Origin of the sequence: Streptomyces sp. ISL-43 (assembly GCF_018614195.1) — a bacterium.
Taxonomy (GTDB): domain Bacteria; phylum Actinomycetota; class Actinomycetes; order Streptomycetales; family Streptomycetaceae; genus Streptomyces.
Window position 1 is genome coordinate 40503 of record NZ_JAGGOT010000014.1, and the last position, 14481, is coordinate 54983.

General features: G+C 69.3%; 13 protein-coding genes and 2 pseudogenes. 8 read left to right on the forward strand and 7 right to left on the reverse strand.

The genetic code is table 11. The annotated features are described in order from the left end of the window. Positions 1–5 precede the first annotated feature (5 nt). From J7F03_RS10245 to J7F03_RS10260, 4 genes are all read left to right on the forward strand, one after another. Positions 6–1136 carry a trypsin-like peptidase domain-containing protein gene (locus tag J7F03_RS10245; RefSeq protein WP_214948384.1) on the forward strand — a complete coding sequence of 377 codons (1131 nt, stop codon included), beginning with the start codon at positions 6–8 and terminating at the stop codon, positions 1134–1136. Positions 1137–1166: 30 nt separating this feature from the next. Further along, positions 1167–2240 carry a serine protease gene (locus J7F03_RS10250; protein WP_214948385.1) on the forward strand — a complete coding sequence of 358 codons (1074 nt, stop codon included), beginning with the start codon at positions 1167–1169 and terminating at the stop codon, positions 2238–2240. A gap of 482 nt (positions 2241–2722) precedes the next feature. Beyond that, the gene (locus J7F03_RS10255) at positions 2723–3841 is read left to right on the forward strand and encodes a M4 family metallopeptidase (protein ID WP_251071702.1); all 1119 of its coding nucleotides are present in this window, start codon (positions 2723–2725) and stop codon (positions 3839–3841) included. Positions 3842–3896: 55 nt separating this feature from the next. Further along, positions 3897–4199 carry a protealysin inhibitor emfourin gene (locus J7F03_RS10260; protein WP_214948387.1) on the forward strand — a complete coding sequence of 101 codons (303 nt, stop codon included), beginning with the start codon at positions 3897–3899 and terminating at the stop codon, positions 4197–4199. 109 nt (positions 4200–4308) lie between these two features. On the opposite strand, the gene J7F03_RS10265 is transcribed toward J7F03_RS10260, so the two are convergent. After that, a complete protein-coding gene (locus tag J7F03_RS10265; protein ID WP_214948388.1) occupies positions 4309–5952 on the reverse strand; it encodes an FAD-binding oxidoreductase in 1644 nt (547 codons plus the stop codon). Positions 5953–6014: 62 nt separating this feature from the next. Here J7F03_RS10265 and J7F03_RS10270 point away from each other — a divergent pair, with 62 nt between their 5' ends. Then, positions 6015–6659: a TetR/AcrR family transcriptional regulator gene (locus J7F03_RS10270; RefSeq protein ID WP_251071703.1), complete on the forward strand. Its 645-nt coding sequence runs from the start codon at positions 6015–6017 to the stop codon at positions 6657–6659. A gap of 133 nt (positions 6660–6792) precedes the next feature. Here J7F03_RS10270 and J7F03_RS10275 read toward each other — a convergent pair. Beyond that, positions 6793–7068, reverse strand: a pseudogene (locus J7F03_RS10275) (MFS transporter); the annotation flags it as partial. 583 nt (positions 7069–7651) lie between these two features. Between J7F03_RS10275 and J7F03_RS10280 the strand changes: the two are divergent. Further along, a complete protein-coding gene (locus J7F03_RS10280; RefSeq protein ID WP_214948389.1) occupies positions 7652–8701 on the forward strand; it encodes a M4 family metallopeptidase in 1050 nt (349 codons plus the stop codon). Between the two features lie 1245 nt (positions 8702–9946). Here the strand turns inward: J7F03_RS10280 and J7F03_RS10290 are convergent. Beyond that, complete coding sequence (locus J7F03_RS10290; RefSeq protein ID WP_214948391.1) at positions 9947–10318, reverse strand: hypothetical protein; 372 nt, start codon at positions 10316–10318, stop codon at positions 9947–9949. Positions 10319–10621: 303 nt separating this feature from the next. After that, a complete protein-coding gene (locus J7F03_RS10295) occupies positions 10622–11080 on the reverse strand; it encodes a lamin tail domain-containing protein (protein WP_214948392.1) in 459 nt (152 codons plus the stop codon). Positions 11081–11611: 531 nt separating this feature from the next. Between J7F03_RS10295 and J7F03_RS10300 the strand changes: the two genes are divergently transcribed. Together J7F03_RS10300 and J7F03_RS10305 are read left to right on the forward strand one after the other, a co-directional pair. Beyond that, positions 11612–11959, forward strand: a complete 348-nt coding sequence (locus tag J7F03_RS10300) for a hypothetical protein (protein WP_214948393.1) — start codon at positions 11612–11614, stop codon at positions 11957–11959. Between the two features lie 22 nt (positions 11960–11981). After that, a pseudogene (locus J7F03_RS10305) lies at positions 11982–12571 on the forward strand (IS5 family transposase); the annotation flags it as partial. Between the two features lie 15 nt (positions 12572–12586). Here J7F03_RS10305 and J7F03_RS10310 read toward each other — a convergent pair. The 3 genes from J7F03_RS10310 to J7F03_RS10320 form a co-directional block, all read right to left on the reverse strand. Then, positions 12587–13447: a PhzF family phenazine biosynthesis protein gene (locus tag J7F03_RS10310; RefSeq protein WP_214948395.1), complete on the reverse strand. Its 861-nt coding sequence runs from the start codon at positions 13445–13447 to the stop codon at positions 12587–12589. Positions 13448–13711: 264 nt separating this feature from the next. After that, a complete protein-coding gene (locus J7F03_RS10315) occupies positions 13712–13963 on the reverse strand; it encodes a LexA family transcriptional regulator (RefSeq protein WP_214948396.1) in 252 nt (83 codons plus the stop codon). Continuing rightward, on the reverse strand, positions 13951–14190 hold the full coding sequence (locus J7F03_RS10320) for a hypothetical protein (RefSeq protein WP_214948397.1): 240 nt from the start codon (positions 14188–14190) through the stop codon (positions 13951–13953). The genes J7F03_RS10315 and J7F03_RS10320 overlap by 13 nt, the downstream gene beginning before the upstream one ends. Between the last annotated feature and the right edge of the window lie 291 nt (positions 14191–14481).

Sequence of the window (14481 nt, forward strand, 5' to 3'; positions counted from 1 at the left end):
CGACCATGAGCGACACGTATCTCTCCCAGGACGACGTCGTACAGCTGCGGGACACGGCGGTGGAGGCAGGACTGACGGACCCGGCACTGCGGAGTCTGCTGTTCGCGGGCATCCTCCCGAAGTACCGCGGCTCGCTGCCGCTTCTCGCCGCGCCCGGCCAGCAGGTCCACTCGGACCTCAACGAGATGAACCGAGTGGAGCGGCTGATCGACGGCACCGTGCCGCTGGCCGTCTGGCTCCGGAACGCCGCCGACCAGCTCACCGACGCCGCCGCCCGCGACGTGGTCCTCAAGGCACTGGACCGAGTGGCGCGCGACGCGGCCGGTGAGCCCGACGTGGCACCCGACGTCCCCACCGGGGAAACCAAGGAAGAGATCGTCTTCCGGGACGACACGGTGCCCTTCGACTTCCTGAGCGGCGGAGCTCTGGCGGGCTCCTCGGTCGCCCGTATCAAGGTGCTGCCGTACCAGGGAGGCGCCCTGCTCCAGCCCCTGGCTCTGCCCCACAACGGCACGGGCTGGCTCATCGCCTCCGACCTGCTCGTCACCAACCACCACGTGGTCAACGCCCGCAAGCGCACCGACGGCCAGCAGCAGGTGGCGGACCCCGCGGACCTCCGGCTCCAGGCCCAGGGATCACGCTCCCGGTTCGACTACCTGACCGAGGACGACACGGACGTCGAGGAGACGCGCGCCAGCGAACTCGTGGCCTGGGACGAGGAGCTCGACTACGCCGTGCTGCGCCTGACCGACGCCCCGCCCCGGCCCTTCCTCCGCGTCGCCACCGCACCGCTGGCCGTGGCCAAGGACATGCCTGTGGCGCTCAACATCATTCAGCACCCGGGTGGGGAGCCGAAGCGGATCGCGCTACGCAACAACCTCGCCTTCGAAGCGGACGACCGGGACGTGCGCTACTTCACCGACACCCGGGGCGGCTCCTCCGGCTCGCCGGTGCTGACCGACGACTGGACGGTGGTGGCCCTGCACCGCGGCACGCGCCGCGTCTCGGACGTCAGCTTCCAGGGCAAGAGCACGGCCTTCGTCAACGTCGGCACGCAACTGAGCGCCATCATGCAGCACCTGCGGGAGCACAGCCCGCAAATCCACGACGAGATCGCTGCGGCCCAGTCACGCTGACGGGGCGGGCACGACCACAGGAGGTGTGAGATGCGCGGTGGATCACCGGTGGCGACCGGGCCTGAGCAGGTCTTCCGAGAGGACTTGCTGGAGGTGGCCGCACGCGTACGCGAGGGGCTGAACGCGGAGATCCTCGAGTCCGCCGAGGGGCTTCCCCGCGAGGAGGAGGCGGCCGCGCAGATCGGCCGCGCCGCCCGGGAGGAGCGGGCCAGGGTGCTGGAAGCCGGGGTGCGCGGGCTGGAGAAGCTCGCGGCGGGCCGCACCGGCGATGTCGACGCGGACGAGTACTTCGGGGTGGAGGCGATCGTCCTGCTCGAAGGCCGCCCGGCGATCCTGGTCCAGGGCCAGGACTTCGCCTCGCAGCCGGGCGACTGGGCCCTGCTGGACGGGCAGCGGCCGGCCATCCGGAAGTCGATCGAGCGGGTCGGCCGGGTGGAGGTCTCCGGCCACGCGGAACTGGACTGGCTGGGCACGGGCTTCCTGGTCTCGCCGTTCGCCGTGATGACCAACCGCCATGTCGCGGCCGAGTTCAGTCGTGCGGACGGCGAGGGCGGGTTCACCTTCCGCCAGGGCATGGGTGCGCGCATCGACACCGCCGAGGAACTCGGCGCGACCGCCACCGACGGATCGTTCGAGTTCGAGGTCACCGAGGTCATCGGCATCCACCAGGACGTCGACATGGCACTGCTCCGAGTGTCCCCGCTCGCCGGCGGCGGCGGGCCGCTGCCGGCGCCACTGCCGGTCGCGGCCGACGCTCCGCCGGACCTGCCGGGCCGGCCCGTGTACGTGGTCGGCTACCCGGCGGCGGACGGCCGCCGAAACGAGCCGGAGGCCATGAGACGCATCTTCATGGACATCTACAACGTGAAGCGGCTCCAGCCGGGCACGGTGACGGCGCTGGTCCCGGACGGGCCCGGGTTCACCATGACGCACGACTGCTCCACGCTCGGCGGCAACAGCGGCTCCCCGGTCTTCGACCTGGCCGACCACCGGGTGCTCGGCCTGCACTTCGGCGGCCGGTTCAGGTCGGGCAACTTCGCCGTGCCGCTGTTCCAGCTGACGGACGACCCACTGCTGGAGCGGGCGGAAGTCAACTGGGTGTAGGGCGCCTCCGAAGTCGAGCACGCCAGGTCTCTCACCATTGCACCGGACCGAGGCTGTGACGGTGTGATCGACTTCGTGATGCGCGACGCGCGGGCCCCGCCAACGAGGAAACCGGCCAACACCCTGACCAAGCAACTCGCGTTGCGTTTGCCAGTCGCTACGTGCGGCCGGAGACTGGTCATATCAGCGTAACCCCCACCTCTGGAAACGGGGCTGGTCGGCGCCAACGCTTCTCCGCTGCTGCCACGTCCAGCGGGCACCTGCCGTTTGTCTGCGAGATCCTCTCGGAGGGCCCGTCGCAACGCTGCATTTGGCCACGTTGAACGTCTCGAACCTTCCGCGCGTTGATGAATGCTTAACCGTCGGTCCTCTTATTCGGGAGGTGTCCTATGAGCAGGACCTCGCGACTCAACTGCATTATCCCCCCGTACCTTTTGAAGAGGCTCCTGGAGAGCGAAGACAGTGAGGTGCGCCAGGCCGCCTTGGACACCCTGCTGACCACTGCTCGCCTGCGGGGTGAGCGAGCGGTCCGGGCGTCCTTCGCCGGCGCGGCCGCCCCCGGTAACGGCCGGCGCACCGTCTTCGACTGCGAGCAGGGGAGTTTCCTCCCCGCCGCTGTCCTGGCCAGGCCGGAAGACGGACCGGAGTCCGTGGACGAGTCCGCCAACCGGGCGTTCGACGGACTCGGCCTGACGCGCGATTTCTACAAGGAAGTGTTCCAGCGCGATTCGATCGACGGCCGGGGGATGCGCCTGGACGGGTACGTTCACTTCGGCGTGAAGTTCAACAACGCGTTCTGGGACGGACGGCAAATGGTCTTCGGCGACGGGGACGGAAAGCAGCTCGGCGACCTCACCGGATCCCTCGACGTGATCGCCCACGAGTTGACGCACGGAGTCACCGAACACACCGCCGGATTCGAGTACCACAATCAGTCCGGGGCCCTGAACGAGTCGATCTCGGACGTCTTCGGGTCGCTGGTCAAACAGTGGTCGCTCAAGCAGTCGGCCGAGGAGGCGGACTGGCTGATCGGGGCTGACGTGTGGACCCCGGGAATCGATGCCGACGCCCTGCGATCGCTGAAGGCCCCGGGGCACGCATACAACAATGCGCTGTTCGGAAGGGACCCCCAGCCCGACCGTATGAGCAAATTCATCCACCTGCCCGACACCGAGGAAGGTGATAACGGCGGGGTGCACTTCAACTCCGGCATTCCGAACAAGGCGTTCTTCTTGACGGCCGTGGGCATCGGCGGATTCGCATGGGAGGCTGCCGGGCCCATCTGGTATGAATCACTCAAAGTGTCCGGCGCCGAGGCCCAATTCCAGGATTTCGCCCACACCACATTCCAGAAGGCCGGGGAACTGTTCGGCGTCGGCAGCGCCGAGCAGTCGGCCGTGCTGGCGGCGTGGCAGGAGGTAGAAATCCCCATCAGAGGCGTCCCGACCGGGGTCGTCCGGGCACGAAACCTTGCGGCCAACGGGCACGGTGGCGTGGGCCAACAGGACGGCCTGGCAGCCCTGACCAAGCAAATCGGGGAACTGAGCGCCAAGATGACGAAGCTGGCCAAGGATGTGAACGCGCTGAAGGCAACCAGGTGACCACCAGAAATTACCGCCGGCCGCTCCTCGGTCGATCGTAACGAGGTCGCACGCAATGAAGGTGACTCTCGCGACACACGGCGGGCTGGCGGCGGCGATCAACCTCCGCCTCCCGCCCAAGGTGCTGGACACAGATACCCTGCCCGAGCACGCGGCCGCGGAGCTGGCCCAGCTGGTGGCCGCGGCCGTCCCGACGCCCGAGGCGGACCAGCCCAGCCGCGCCAGGGATGCGATGAGCTACACGATCACGGTGGAAGACGGCGGCCGTTCGACGGTCCTCAAGCAGTCGGACGCCACCATGACCCCCACGTTCGCGGCCTTGCTCACTTGGCTTCGGAAACACTTCGAGCAGCAGTGACGCGCGATCGGTCAGGTCGTCGGCCACCCGTCGCCGGGAGCAGCCGATGGCCTTCCCGGTGGCAACCTCCAACGCCGCGAACTTGACGATCACCCGCTCGCTGCGAAACTCATCGGTGCCCTCGGGCTGCCGAGCCTTCTCGTCGGCCGGGCAGGGGGTCGATCACTACGCCGGGGTTGAGGATCGCCGCCGGGTCGAGTACCGCTTTGCCGGCCTGGAGGGCGGCGGCGAAGAGGTCGGGGCGCTGCTGGTCGTACCACGGGCGGTGGTCACGGCCCACGGCGTGATGGTGGGTGATGGTGGCTCCGCAGCCGATGAGCGCCTCGGAGACCGCTGCCTTGATCTCGTCCCACTGCTCCACCGTGCTGCCCCACTTTCCGGCGGCGTAGATGCCGAAGTACGGGGCAGGGCCGTCCGGATAGACGTGGGAGAACCGGCAGGTCACGACGCCGACGGCGCCGACCTGTCGCATGGCGTCCTGGGCTGCGTCGTTGACGGCCGCGCGCAGTCGGTCGAACCGATCCCACGTGCACGCGGTCTCGAACGTCTCCACGATCATGCCCTGGGCCGCGAGCGCATCCCGCTGGTACGGCATCCGAAGGAAGGAGGAGCGCCAAGTGTCCGCGGCTCCGCTGCGCGCGGGATCGTCAGCGCTGTCGGTATAGCGCGGCTGGTCGGACAGGACACCGCCGTGGTCCCGGCACAGTTCCAGCGCTCGTTCCATCGGGGCGGTGACGGGGTGGTCGGCCGACTCGAACCCGAGCACCAGGACGGCCGTCGCCGAGCCGGCGTTGATCAGCGCTTCCATGGGGTCCAGGAGTCTGCAGTTGGCCGGGTCGAGCCCAGACTGCGACAGCGCGCGTACCGCCCGGACACCCGCGTCGTAGTTCGCGAATCCCACCGAGGCGCCCGATCGCCAGCGGGGCCGGGCCTGGAGCCGGACCCATGCTTGGGTGATGACGCCCAGCGAGCCCTCGGAGCCGAGGAACATCCGGTCGGGGGAAGGGCCGGCGCCGGAACCCGGCAGCCGCCGTGTCTCGACGGCTCCGGCAGGGGTGATCACCCGTAGCGATTCGGTGAGGTCGTCGATGTGGGTGAGCCGCGTCGCGAAATGGCCGCCCGCGCGGGTGGCCAGCCAACCGCCGAGGCTGGAGAATTCGAAGGACTGGGGGAAGAAGCGGAGGGTGTACCCCTGCGTGCGAAGCTGCTCCTCCAGATGCGGGCCCAGAACGCCCGCCTGGACGAGCGCGGCCCGGCTGGTGGAGTCGACCTCGAGTACCCGGTTCATCGAGGTCAGGTCCAGGCTGACCACCCCGGAGTACCCGTCACTCACACGGGGTTCGACGCCTCCCACGACGGAAGTGCCACCCCCGAAGGGGATCACCGCGATGTTCTCGTCCGTGCACCACTCCAGCACCCGGACGACATCGGCCTCGGACGTAGGCCGCACGACGAGGTCTGGGACGTGGGGCAGCTTCCCCAACAGCGCCCGCGCTACGTCGCGGAACGCCTGCCCATGGCTGTGCGTCAGCCGGTCGGACTTGGCCACCGATGCACACGGTGCCAGCGCCGGTGGCGCCTGGACCCGGCTGGCGGCCAAGCGGAACGACGCGATCGGCGGTGCCTCGTGCACGGTCAGATCCGCGCCCGGAAGCATCTCCGCGACGCGCCGGGTGAGTTCCTGACGCTCCGAACCGGCTACCGCGTCCTCGACGTTTCCCCATCCCCACCATGAACGCGTCTTGCCACTCACTGCCCCACCTATCTGAACGTTAGGTAAGTTACCGGGCGGTCAGATTGGCATAGGATGAGGTCATGAGCAAGCACGAGAGCGCCCCCGTCCCCCGGCGCGTGGGCACCAAGGGGATGCCTCGCAGGGACCGGGAACGGCTGATCTTGGACGCGGCAGCGGAGGAGTTCGGCACGAAGGGCTACGCCCGCGGGTCGACCGCGGCCCTGGCGGCGCGGGCAGGAATCACCAAGCCCATGATCTACGAGTACTTCTCGTCGAAGGACGGTCTCTACCTGGCTTGCCTCGACCGAGCGGGGTCCCGCCTCGCGGCAGCCGTCGAATCCGCGCAGACAGGACCGCCCGACATCACACGCGCCTCACGCACGATGGAGGCCGTCTTCCGGGCCCTCGAAGGACGCCTGTACGACTGGGGGCTCGTCTACGACCTGACCTTGCCGACCGAAGGGGAGCTCCACAGCGCCGCCGTCGTGTACCGGCGGGAACTGAACCGCATGGGCGCAGTCGGCGTGGCCGAATTCCTTGGCCCCTCCGCGGCAGACGATCCGCTCGACGCCGACCTCGTCACGCACCTGTGGTACGGGGCCGTGAGCGCTGCCGTCGCGTGGTGGCGCAATCACACCGAGCAGACCGCCGAGGAAATGGTCACGCGAATTCAGCGCATCTTCGCTGTGCTTGCGGTTCCTGCGCCGCCATCCCGGCGGGTCTGACCACAGGACCGGCACAGCGCCGAGCCGTTGTCGGGGGCCGGGTTGAGGCAGCCCCCAGGACCCGCCGATGCAGCAGGTGTGATCCCTCGCCTTCATGGGTGTTGGGCATCAGCAGAGCGCGGAAGAAGCCCTACAGGGCGCGGAAGGCGATGACGCCGTCGATCGATCCGCTCAGGCCGATGGCTACCGAGGAAGCGGTGAAGCCGGCCACGCCGATCTGTAGAAGGCGCGCCGTCCGAAGCGGTCGCCCAGCCTGCCGCCGAGGATCAGTGCGGCGGCCAGTGCCGGCAGGTAGGTGTTGGTGACCCGCTGCAGGTCGGCGGTGGAGGCGTGCAGGTCCCGGCCGATCTCGGGGTTGGTGCGATGGAGACACGCTGCCGTCCAGGCCGACCATGAACAGGCCGATGGCCGCGACGTCTCCGTCCGACAGGGTACGCAGGGCCTCGGTGACATAGCCCTGGACCAGTTGTTCGATCGCCGCGACCCGGCGCAGTGCCTCGGCCGTCAGGTGCAGGTGCGCGATGCGCTTGTCGACGGCGTCCTGGCGCCGCTTAAGCAGGCCCTCGGCGACCAACTGTGAGACCAGGGCGCTGACATTGTTCGACTTGGCAAGCAGGGCCTCGGCGGCCTCGCGCACGGTGCCCTGACCGAAGGTGCTGCCCCTCCGTACGGCGCCGGTCGGGGCGTCGACCCGCGTGGCGGGCTGGAACAGCCTGGACCGCCGACCTGTGCCGCCATCCCCGGGACCGGACGGACCAGCTCCCCTTGCGGGCGGTGCGCCGTACGGGCGTACGGGCGTCGGAGTAGCAGGAGTTCACCGTCGGGTTCCTTGGCCGCGGCCGGACGGCATGCTTCCATCATCCGGCGAGGCCGTCGCGGAGCCGAGCCGTCCCGAAACGTGCGCAGGTCAGGGCAGCAGGTGGCTGGCGATGGGCGCCTTCGTGCGCAGGATCACCGTCGCTCACGCAACCGCCCCACCCAGGAGGATGTTGATGGCTCGCCGCACCACCACCCGTGGTCTCGTCGCCGCGGCCGCCGCCAGCGCCGCACTGCTCGTGCCGGCCGGACCGGTTGGCGCCGCCCCCACCGCCGGCGCCGCCGCCCTGCCCCAGGCACGGATCTTCATGGTCAACCCCGTACAGTCCACCGGGAACCAGAACCTCACCGACCAGAGGGACTCCCCCGCGGCCGTCCCGGCCTACGCGTACACCCTGGCCGGGCTGGGCAACCTCGACGCGAGTGGCCGCCTTTCGGGGCGGTGGGCGTACATCCGCTCGGAGACCGGCGCCCCTGCCACCGTCTCCGCGGCGGCCTCGTACAACCGCAGGGACGACCAGTTCGAGCAGGTGATGGCGTACTTCTGGGTCAACGAGGCGCAGGAGTACCTCCAGGGCCTGGGCTTCGGCAGTGAGCTGCCGGGCGCCAATGACCGTCGGCAGGCGGTGCGGATCAACCAGTGGGGCCGGGACAACTCCTTCTTCACGGACAGGAGGGGCGAGATCCGCTTCGGCAAGGGCGGCGTGGACGATGCCGAGGACGCCGAGGTGATCGTCCACGAGTACGGGCACGCGGTGCACCAGGCGCAGGTTCCCGGCTTCGGCTCGTCCCCCGAAGCGGGCGCGATCGGTGAGGCCTTCGGGGACTACCTGGCCGTCGAGGTGGGGGAGCACGCGGTGGAGGCGTACGGCTGGCCGCGCCGTGCGGACCTGGCGTGCGTGGCGGACTGGGACTCGGTCCCGTACAGCACCGCCCCGCACTGCCTGCGCCGGGTGGACGGCGACAAGGTGTACGCGGACCTGGAAGACGAGGTGCACGCGGACGGGGAGATCTGGTCGCGGGCGCTGTTCGACATCCGCAACGCGCTGGGCGCCCGTACCGCCGACCGGATCATCATCAACGCGCAGTTCGACTTCGCACCCGACACCAGCTTCCAGAACGCGGCGCTGACGACCATCGCGACGGCGCGCCAGATGTACGGCGACACGGAGGCGGACGCCGTACAGGCTGCCTTCGCCGCCCGGCAGATCCCCGGCGTCGCCTAAGGCGTTTCTTCCGGATCACCTGGCGACCCGGATGTGGATGCCCGCGACGTGGAGGGCAGCCAGGTGGACGGTAGCGGTGTTGTCGTACCGGGTGGCGAGGCCGCGCCACTGCTTTCAGCAGCTGCGCCGCGGCCGTAGCCGTCGGCGAGTTGGGCGGAGTGAACGTGGTCATCGCGCTGTTCTCCTACCGGTCGCCCTCGCCGTCATGCACGGGGTGTGCCCGGACCGCGCCGGCGCCTGCGGAAACAGGCGCGCCGGGAGCGAAGGGAGGCGCCAGGAGTGGAGCGCGCGGGCCGGTCACCGCCGACTCGTCCGCGCCCTGGCAGTGCTCGACGAGGACCGCGTCCAGGACGTCCCGGCTCCCCCACGACACCGCGAACCGCACTCCCTTACTATCTCCGGTCCTGGCTGGTCCTGCACCCTCGCTCCGTTGAGCTGCACGAGGAGCGACGTCCTGGAGCCCGGTGCCTCCTACCCCGGATCACCATCGTCGTCGACGTCGCCGACGACGCCCCGGCAGAGGTCGTCAACAATGTCACGGCGAGTGGAGGCGGGGCACCTCTGCCTGGAGCGGACTCCGATCCCACCACGATCGTTCCGGCCTCGGAGGCTGCGGCCCTCACCATCAACAAGTCCCACACCGGCAGCTTCACCCAGGGCGGGACCGGCACCTACACGATCGATGTGTCCAACGCCGCCAGCGCCGAGCCGACCACCGGCACCGTCACCGTGACGGACACACTGCCAGCCGGCGTTACGCCGACGGGTGCGTCCGGGGTAGCAGTGGCGCCGTTCGGCAGCAGCGGGGCCACCCGCTCCCACAGGTCTTCCGGAACAAAATCAGCACGCACCCCGGACACCCCTGCCGACCAAGATCGCCGAGCACAAGACCCGCAACTCGACCCGCACTGAAAGCGATCAGTAAGTCCGTCGACTGAGCGTCCGTCAGCGCAGGACGCCCGCGCCCTGGCCGTCCACAATGCCGTCGACCACTGCGGGGCACCGCGGCATCCGGTGCGAACGCCCCCGCGCGGTCGTCATGCGGCCCGATATCCGAGAACTGAGCGCACAGCAGTGGCAGGCCTTCGTGGCAGCCGTCCGTGTCTCCGTCTCCGTCTCGGACCCCATAACGCCAGCCCGGGAACCCCGAGAGCCGCATCAGACCCCAGCCGCCCCCGGCATGCGCCCTTGGACCGAATGTTCAGCCAGCCGCGGCGGCCGGCCCCTGACCGAACTACGGAACGTCTAGTGGCTGGTGGTGATCCATCGTACGAGGGCTGCGTGGGTCGTGTCGTCGAGCGCCGACAGAATGTAGATGGCTTCCACGTCGCCGGGGAGTGGTGGAATGCCGGCGGTTGTCAGCGCCGCTTGCAGGTCCAACCGCCGCCGGTCCATGGGCGTCAGGGACCGGCCGAGGCGCCGGTCGGACGCCGGCCCGTGCGCCCCCGGACGCTCTTCGCCGAAGGGAGGCAGTAGCCAGTCCGTGTCACCCGGGCGGCTCTGCGGCGCAGCATCGTGGGTTGCGGGCTGCACGGTGTCAGCGCCGGGGAAGCGGTAGGGGTCCAGGCCCAGCTGAGGGAGCGGGGCCTCGGACGAGGTGTACTGCCAGAACTCCACAAAAAGCCTCCCGTGTCGGATGTGCCGCTGCTGCTTCGATCAAGGCCTCGGGGCACCGCCGTAACTGCGATGGAGGTCCGGGCGCGACCCGAACGGCCTCAATACCCCTCTCGTCACACCTCTCGTACCTCCCAAGCCCGACGATGTGTGGCGCAGACGTGGGGTGGAGGCCTGACGAATCGGGCAGGTCAGGCCTCGGGAGTGGTGGGGGGCGTTGCGTGCCGCGGCTGTTTGCCGCGGCACGCCCATTGCTGATGGTGGCCGGCAGTTCACGGTCCCCGGTGGTGTGGCTGCCGCGCCGGATTAGCGGGGGTCGTGGTGGCCGCGACGGCCCCAGGTCTCGGTGTCGATGACGCGGCCGCGGCCATCGCGCAGGGTGGCGGTGTCGCGCTCGTCCCAGATCTGCTGGCGGCGGTCCTGGTAGACGTCGCGGTGGGTGTCTCGGCCCTTGCCGGTGTGGACCTTGACGCTGGAGCGGCCGTCCAGGCGGAGGTGGTTGAAGCGGTAGCGATTGCCGTCGCGGTCGGTGAGGGTGAATCCGCGCAGGTCGACGGAGTGGCGGCCGGTGTTCTTCACCTCGACCCATTCGCGGTTCAGGGCGCGGCTCTCGCGGCCGCGGCTGTCGTGCTGGACGTCGCCGATGACGATCGAGGAGTGCCGGCCGTCGCCGTGGGCGGCGGCCGGGATTGCGGCCGCGCCGACCAGGGCGCCGGCGGCCAGGACCGCGGCGAAAAGACGACGGGTGGCGAGGGAAGCAGACATACAGATGGCTCCTTGAACAGTCAGCCCATCCCGGCCTCGTGCAAGCCGGGCGGGCTCCGTGCGGTTCCCGGCGTCCTGCCGAGGAGCCACACTCTGGCCCGCACTCGCCATCAACCGCCACAACCCGGCACTCATGTTTCCCAATGCGGACATGTCCGCAACTCTCCCTTGCAAGATGCAAGTGTCAAAGCCCAGTTGACGCAGACGGGGCAGGAGGCCGGGGCAGCCCTTCCACTGCTGGGACAATGGAGTTTCGGCCAGATAAACAGTTCATTCACGCCATGCCGTTTGTGTGCGCCGAAGGGGTTCCGAGCTCTGTAACAGGCACTTCTGCCGTTTCCTCGAACCGAGATACGCACACAGCTCTGGCGTGCTGGCAGCTAAGCGTCGACCTCCGCAAGCACCGCCCCTACCCGGTAGAGAGCATGCGAAGGGGCCGCCACCTCTAGGAGGTTCGTTTAGATCATGAAGAATTGGCTGTCGGTTGGCCAGGCCGGGCAGGGTGAGTCATGAACGAGGAGGGGGGTCGGGATGACGCTTGTCATCGAACTGCGGCGCGGAGTCCCGGCCTCCCGGACTGGACGGAGGCCAGGGCCGCGTCCCTCAGCAAGGACATTGGAGCGGATAGTCGTCGATGACGAGTTCTGGACGGCCATCGAAAGGCTGGGCCGGCACCGGCTGCCCACCCTGGCTGACGTCGATCCTTACGGGGACACTGTGCTGCGCGGTGAGGCAGTGGTCCGGATGGTGCGGGAGCTGGAAGGTTTGGATCTTGCTCGGTTGAGGGGTGCCGAGCATGAGGCCATCACGACACTGCTGGCCTGGGGCCTGCGCTGTCGTGCGGACAGAGACCTGCGGATTGCCTTCTCGGGCGATTAGCCCGCCGCGACCCTCGACTGGGGCCGTCTCGGTGGATTCCACGGTCGTCCGCGCTCACCACCACGCTGCCCGGGCCCGCAAAAAGGGGCCCCGGCCCGGCGAGCCGCACGACCACGCCATCGGGCGGTCCCAGGGCGGCCTGACAACGAAGATCCACCTCGCCACCGACAGCAAGTGCCGACCCTGGCCTTCGTCCTCACCGCCGGACGAGCCGGCGACGCACCCGCCTTCACCGACGTCAAGGCCCGACCGCGCGTTCCCCGGCGCCGCGGGCGACCCCGGACCAGGCCTGACGTCGTCCTGGCCGACCAGGCGTACTGCTCCCCCGCGATCCGCGACCACCTACGCAAGCGCGGCATTCGAGCGGTAATCCCGGTCCCACTGGACCAACAGTCCCACTGGACCAACAAGGTCACCGGCTGCGACGGGGGGAACAGAGGCGGCAGGCCGCCGGCCTTCGATCGGGACGCCTACAAGCAACGCAACACCGTCGAGCGGTGCATCAATCGTTTGAAGCAGTGGCGCGGTACCGCCACCCGCTACGAGAAGACCGCAACCATCTACCTCGCCGGCCTCCCCATCGCAGGCATTTTCCTCTGGTCCGCCCGCTGATCCAAACGAAACCGCCTAGGCCTTGGCGGGTGCTGCTTCCGGAACCGGCTGGACGCGCAGGGTGCCGTCCAGCACCGTGACGGCGTTACCGGTGAGGTGTACGCGATCCTCGTGTACGGCGGTGCGGACCAGGCCGCTGCGCGCGGATGCCTGGAGGCCGGTGAGCTCGCTGCGGCCGAGGCGCGCCGACCAGTAGGGGGCGAGCACGGTGTGGGCGCTGCCGGTGACCGGATCCTCGGGAATGCCTCTGCCCGGCGCGAAGAAGCGGGAGACGAAGTCGTGCTCCGCGCCGGTCCCGGCCGCCGGCGCCGTGACGATCACGCTCCGCAGGCCCTCGCGCTGCGTCAGGGCGGCCACCGCGGACATGTCCGGAGTCACGGCGCGGACGGTGGCTTCGTCGGGAAGGACGGTCAGCAGATCACCGAGCCCGTCGGAACGGAAGGTGGCCTCGGGCGCGACGCCCAGTGCCTCGGACAGCCCGTGCGGCGCGGGCACCGCGGTGCTCCGTATCGCCGGAAAGTCCAGGGTGACGCCGGCGTCCTCGTCGGCGTGGGTGAGGAGGACGCCGTAGTGCCGGCTGAGGAACCGTACGGTGCCGGCGAGTTCCCGCTCGCTGCGCAGTACGTGTGCCGTGGCCAGTGTGGCGTGGCCGCACAGCGTGGACTCGACGAGCGGGGTGAACCAGCGGATGGCCCAGTCGGCCTCGGCCGGGGAGGGCAGCGGGAGAGCGAACGCGGTCTCGGAATGGTTCATCTCTGCCGCGACCTGTCGCATCCAGGCATCACCGGGCCACTGCCCGGGCGGCAGGAGACATACGGCCGCCGGGTTCCCGGCGAAAGGGCGGTCGGTGAAGGCGTCGACGACGTGAATGTGCATGTCAGGACCGTAGTGATGCCGAGGTGAGCCCGCCAAGGCCAATCCGGGACGGTTGGCCTGGCCGGGAGCGTCTACGTGATGACCCGCCGGACGGGGGCCGCCCGCCAGGGCGAAGCATGATCCGAAAGAGACGGCCTAACGGGGTGACGACCCCCTCCTACGCCACCTCGCACGGCCCCACGCCCAGCCTGACCCGGGCATGAAGTCACCGCCTGGTGGAGGACGCCGGACGGCGCCACGACACGGCAGCCCAAGCGGCAGGGCTTACCGCGACGCAGCGAGCCTGCGCACCGCCGTGCCCGTCAGTTCGGCCGTGCTCCAGGCCCGGCCGGCGCGCACCAGCAGCCCTCCGCTTTCCAGCTGTGCCAGCTGGTGGGCGACGCTGCTCGAGCTGGCCAGCCCCACGGCCCGGCCGAGCTCACGGACCGATGGGCCCACACCGTGGGCGGCGATATGGGCGGCGATTGCTTCGAGGATCCGCACCCGGCGCGCGGTCAGCCGGATCACGCCGCCCACGCCCAGCGGCGTGCGCGGGCCTGGCGCAGCAGCTCCACCCGACCTACTGGTGAACGGCCGGGGATGGCCCAGTACGGGTGGACGGCCAGGGCCCGGGAGAGGGTCAGGAGCTGACGGCGCAGCGCGGTCGGGCTCTGTGCGGGTGTGAGACGATCAAGGTCCTCGTAGGTGCGGATCCAGGCGAGCTGTATTCGGACCAGGTCGGGGGGGAAGTACTGGTGGCGCATATTTCAGTAGCTCATGTGTTCGAATTCCGATGCAAGCCGGGCCGGGTCCATGGCGACTGGTCTGAGCACCGCTCCGGGACCCTTCCTCGCCGCTCTTTCACTCGATGACAGCGAAAGGACCCCGATCCCTCACTTTCGCGACAGTGGGCGCGACAGGCAGAACATTCCCTCTGACCTGCACCGCAGTCCACTACCAAGCAGACTCGAGTCCGCTACCAAACAGACTCGCCACTGACACCCACCTCACCGACACGAAACCGAGAGATCTCAACTAGTGTCTAGTGATCCCAA

What these genes read in the sequence shown, in the direction of transcription:
- J7F03_RS10245 (WP_214948384.1), top strand. Translation starts at nt 6, where the DNA reads ATGAGCGACACGTATCTCTCCCAGGACGACGTCGTACAGCTGCGGGAC.
- J7F03_RS10250 (WP_214948385.1), top strand. Translation starts at nt 1,167, where the DNA reads ATGCGCGGTGGATCACCGGTGGCGACCGGGCCTGAGCAGGTCTTCCGA.
- J7F03_RS10260 (WP_214948387.1), top strand. Translation starts at nt 3,897, where the DNA reads ATGAAGGTGACTCTCGCGACACACGGCGGGCTGGCGGCGGCGATCAAC.
- J7F03_RS10270 (WP_251071703.1), top strand. Translation starts at nt 6,015, where the DNA reads ATGAGCAAGCACGAGAGCGCCCCCGTCCCCCGGCGCGTGGGCACCAAG.
- J7F03_RS10280 (WP_214948389.1), top strand. Translation starts at nt 7,652, where the DNA reads ATGGCTCGCCGCACCACCACCCGTGGTCTCGTCGCCGCGGCCGCCGCC.
- J7F03_RS10295 (WP_214948392.1), bottom strand. Translation starts at nt 11,080, where the DNA reads ATGTCTGCTTCCCTCGCCACCCGTCGTCTTTTCGCCGCGGTCCTGGCC.
- J7F03_RS10300 (WP_214948393.1), top strand. Translation starts at nt 11,612, where the DNA reads ATGACGCTTGTCATCGAACTGCGGCGCGGAGTCCCGGCCTCCCGGACT.
- J7F03_RS10310 (WP_214948395.1), bottom strand. Translation starts at nt 13,447, where the DNA reads ATGCACATTCACGTCGTCGACGCCTTCACCGACCGCCCTTTCGCCGGG.
- J7F03_RS10320 (WP_214948397.1), bottom strand. Translation starts at nt 14,190, where the DNA reads ATGCGCCACCAGTACTTCCCCCCCGACCTGGTCCGAATACAGCTCGCC.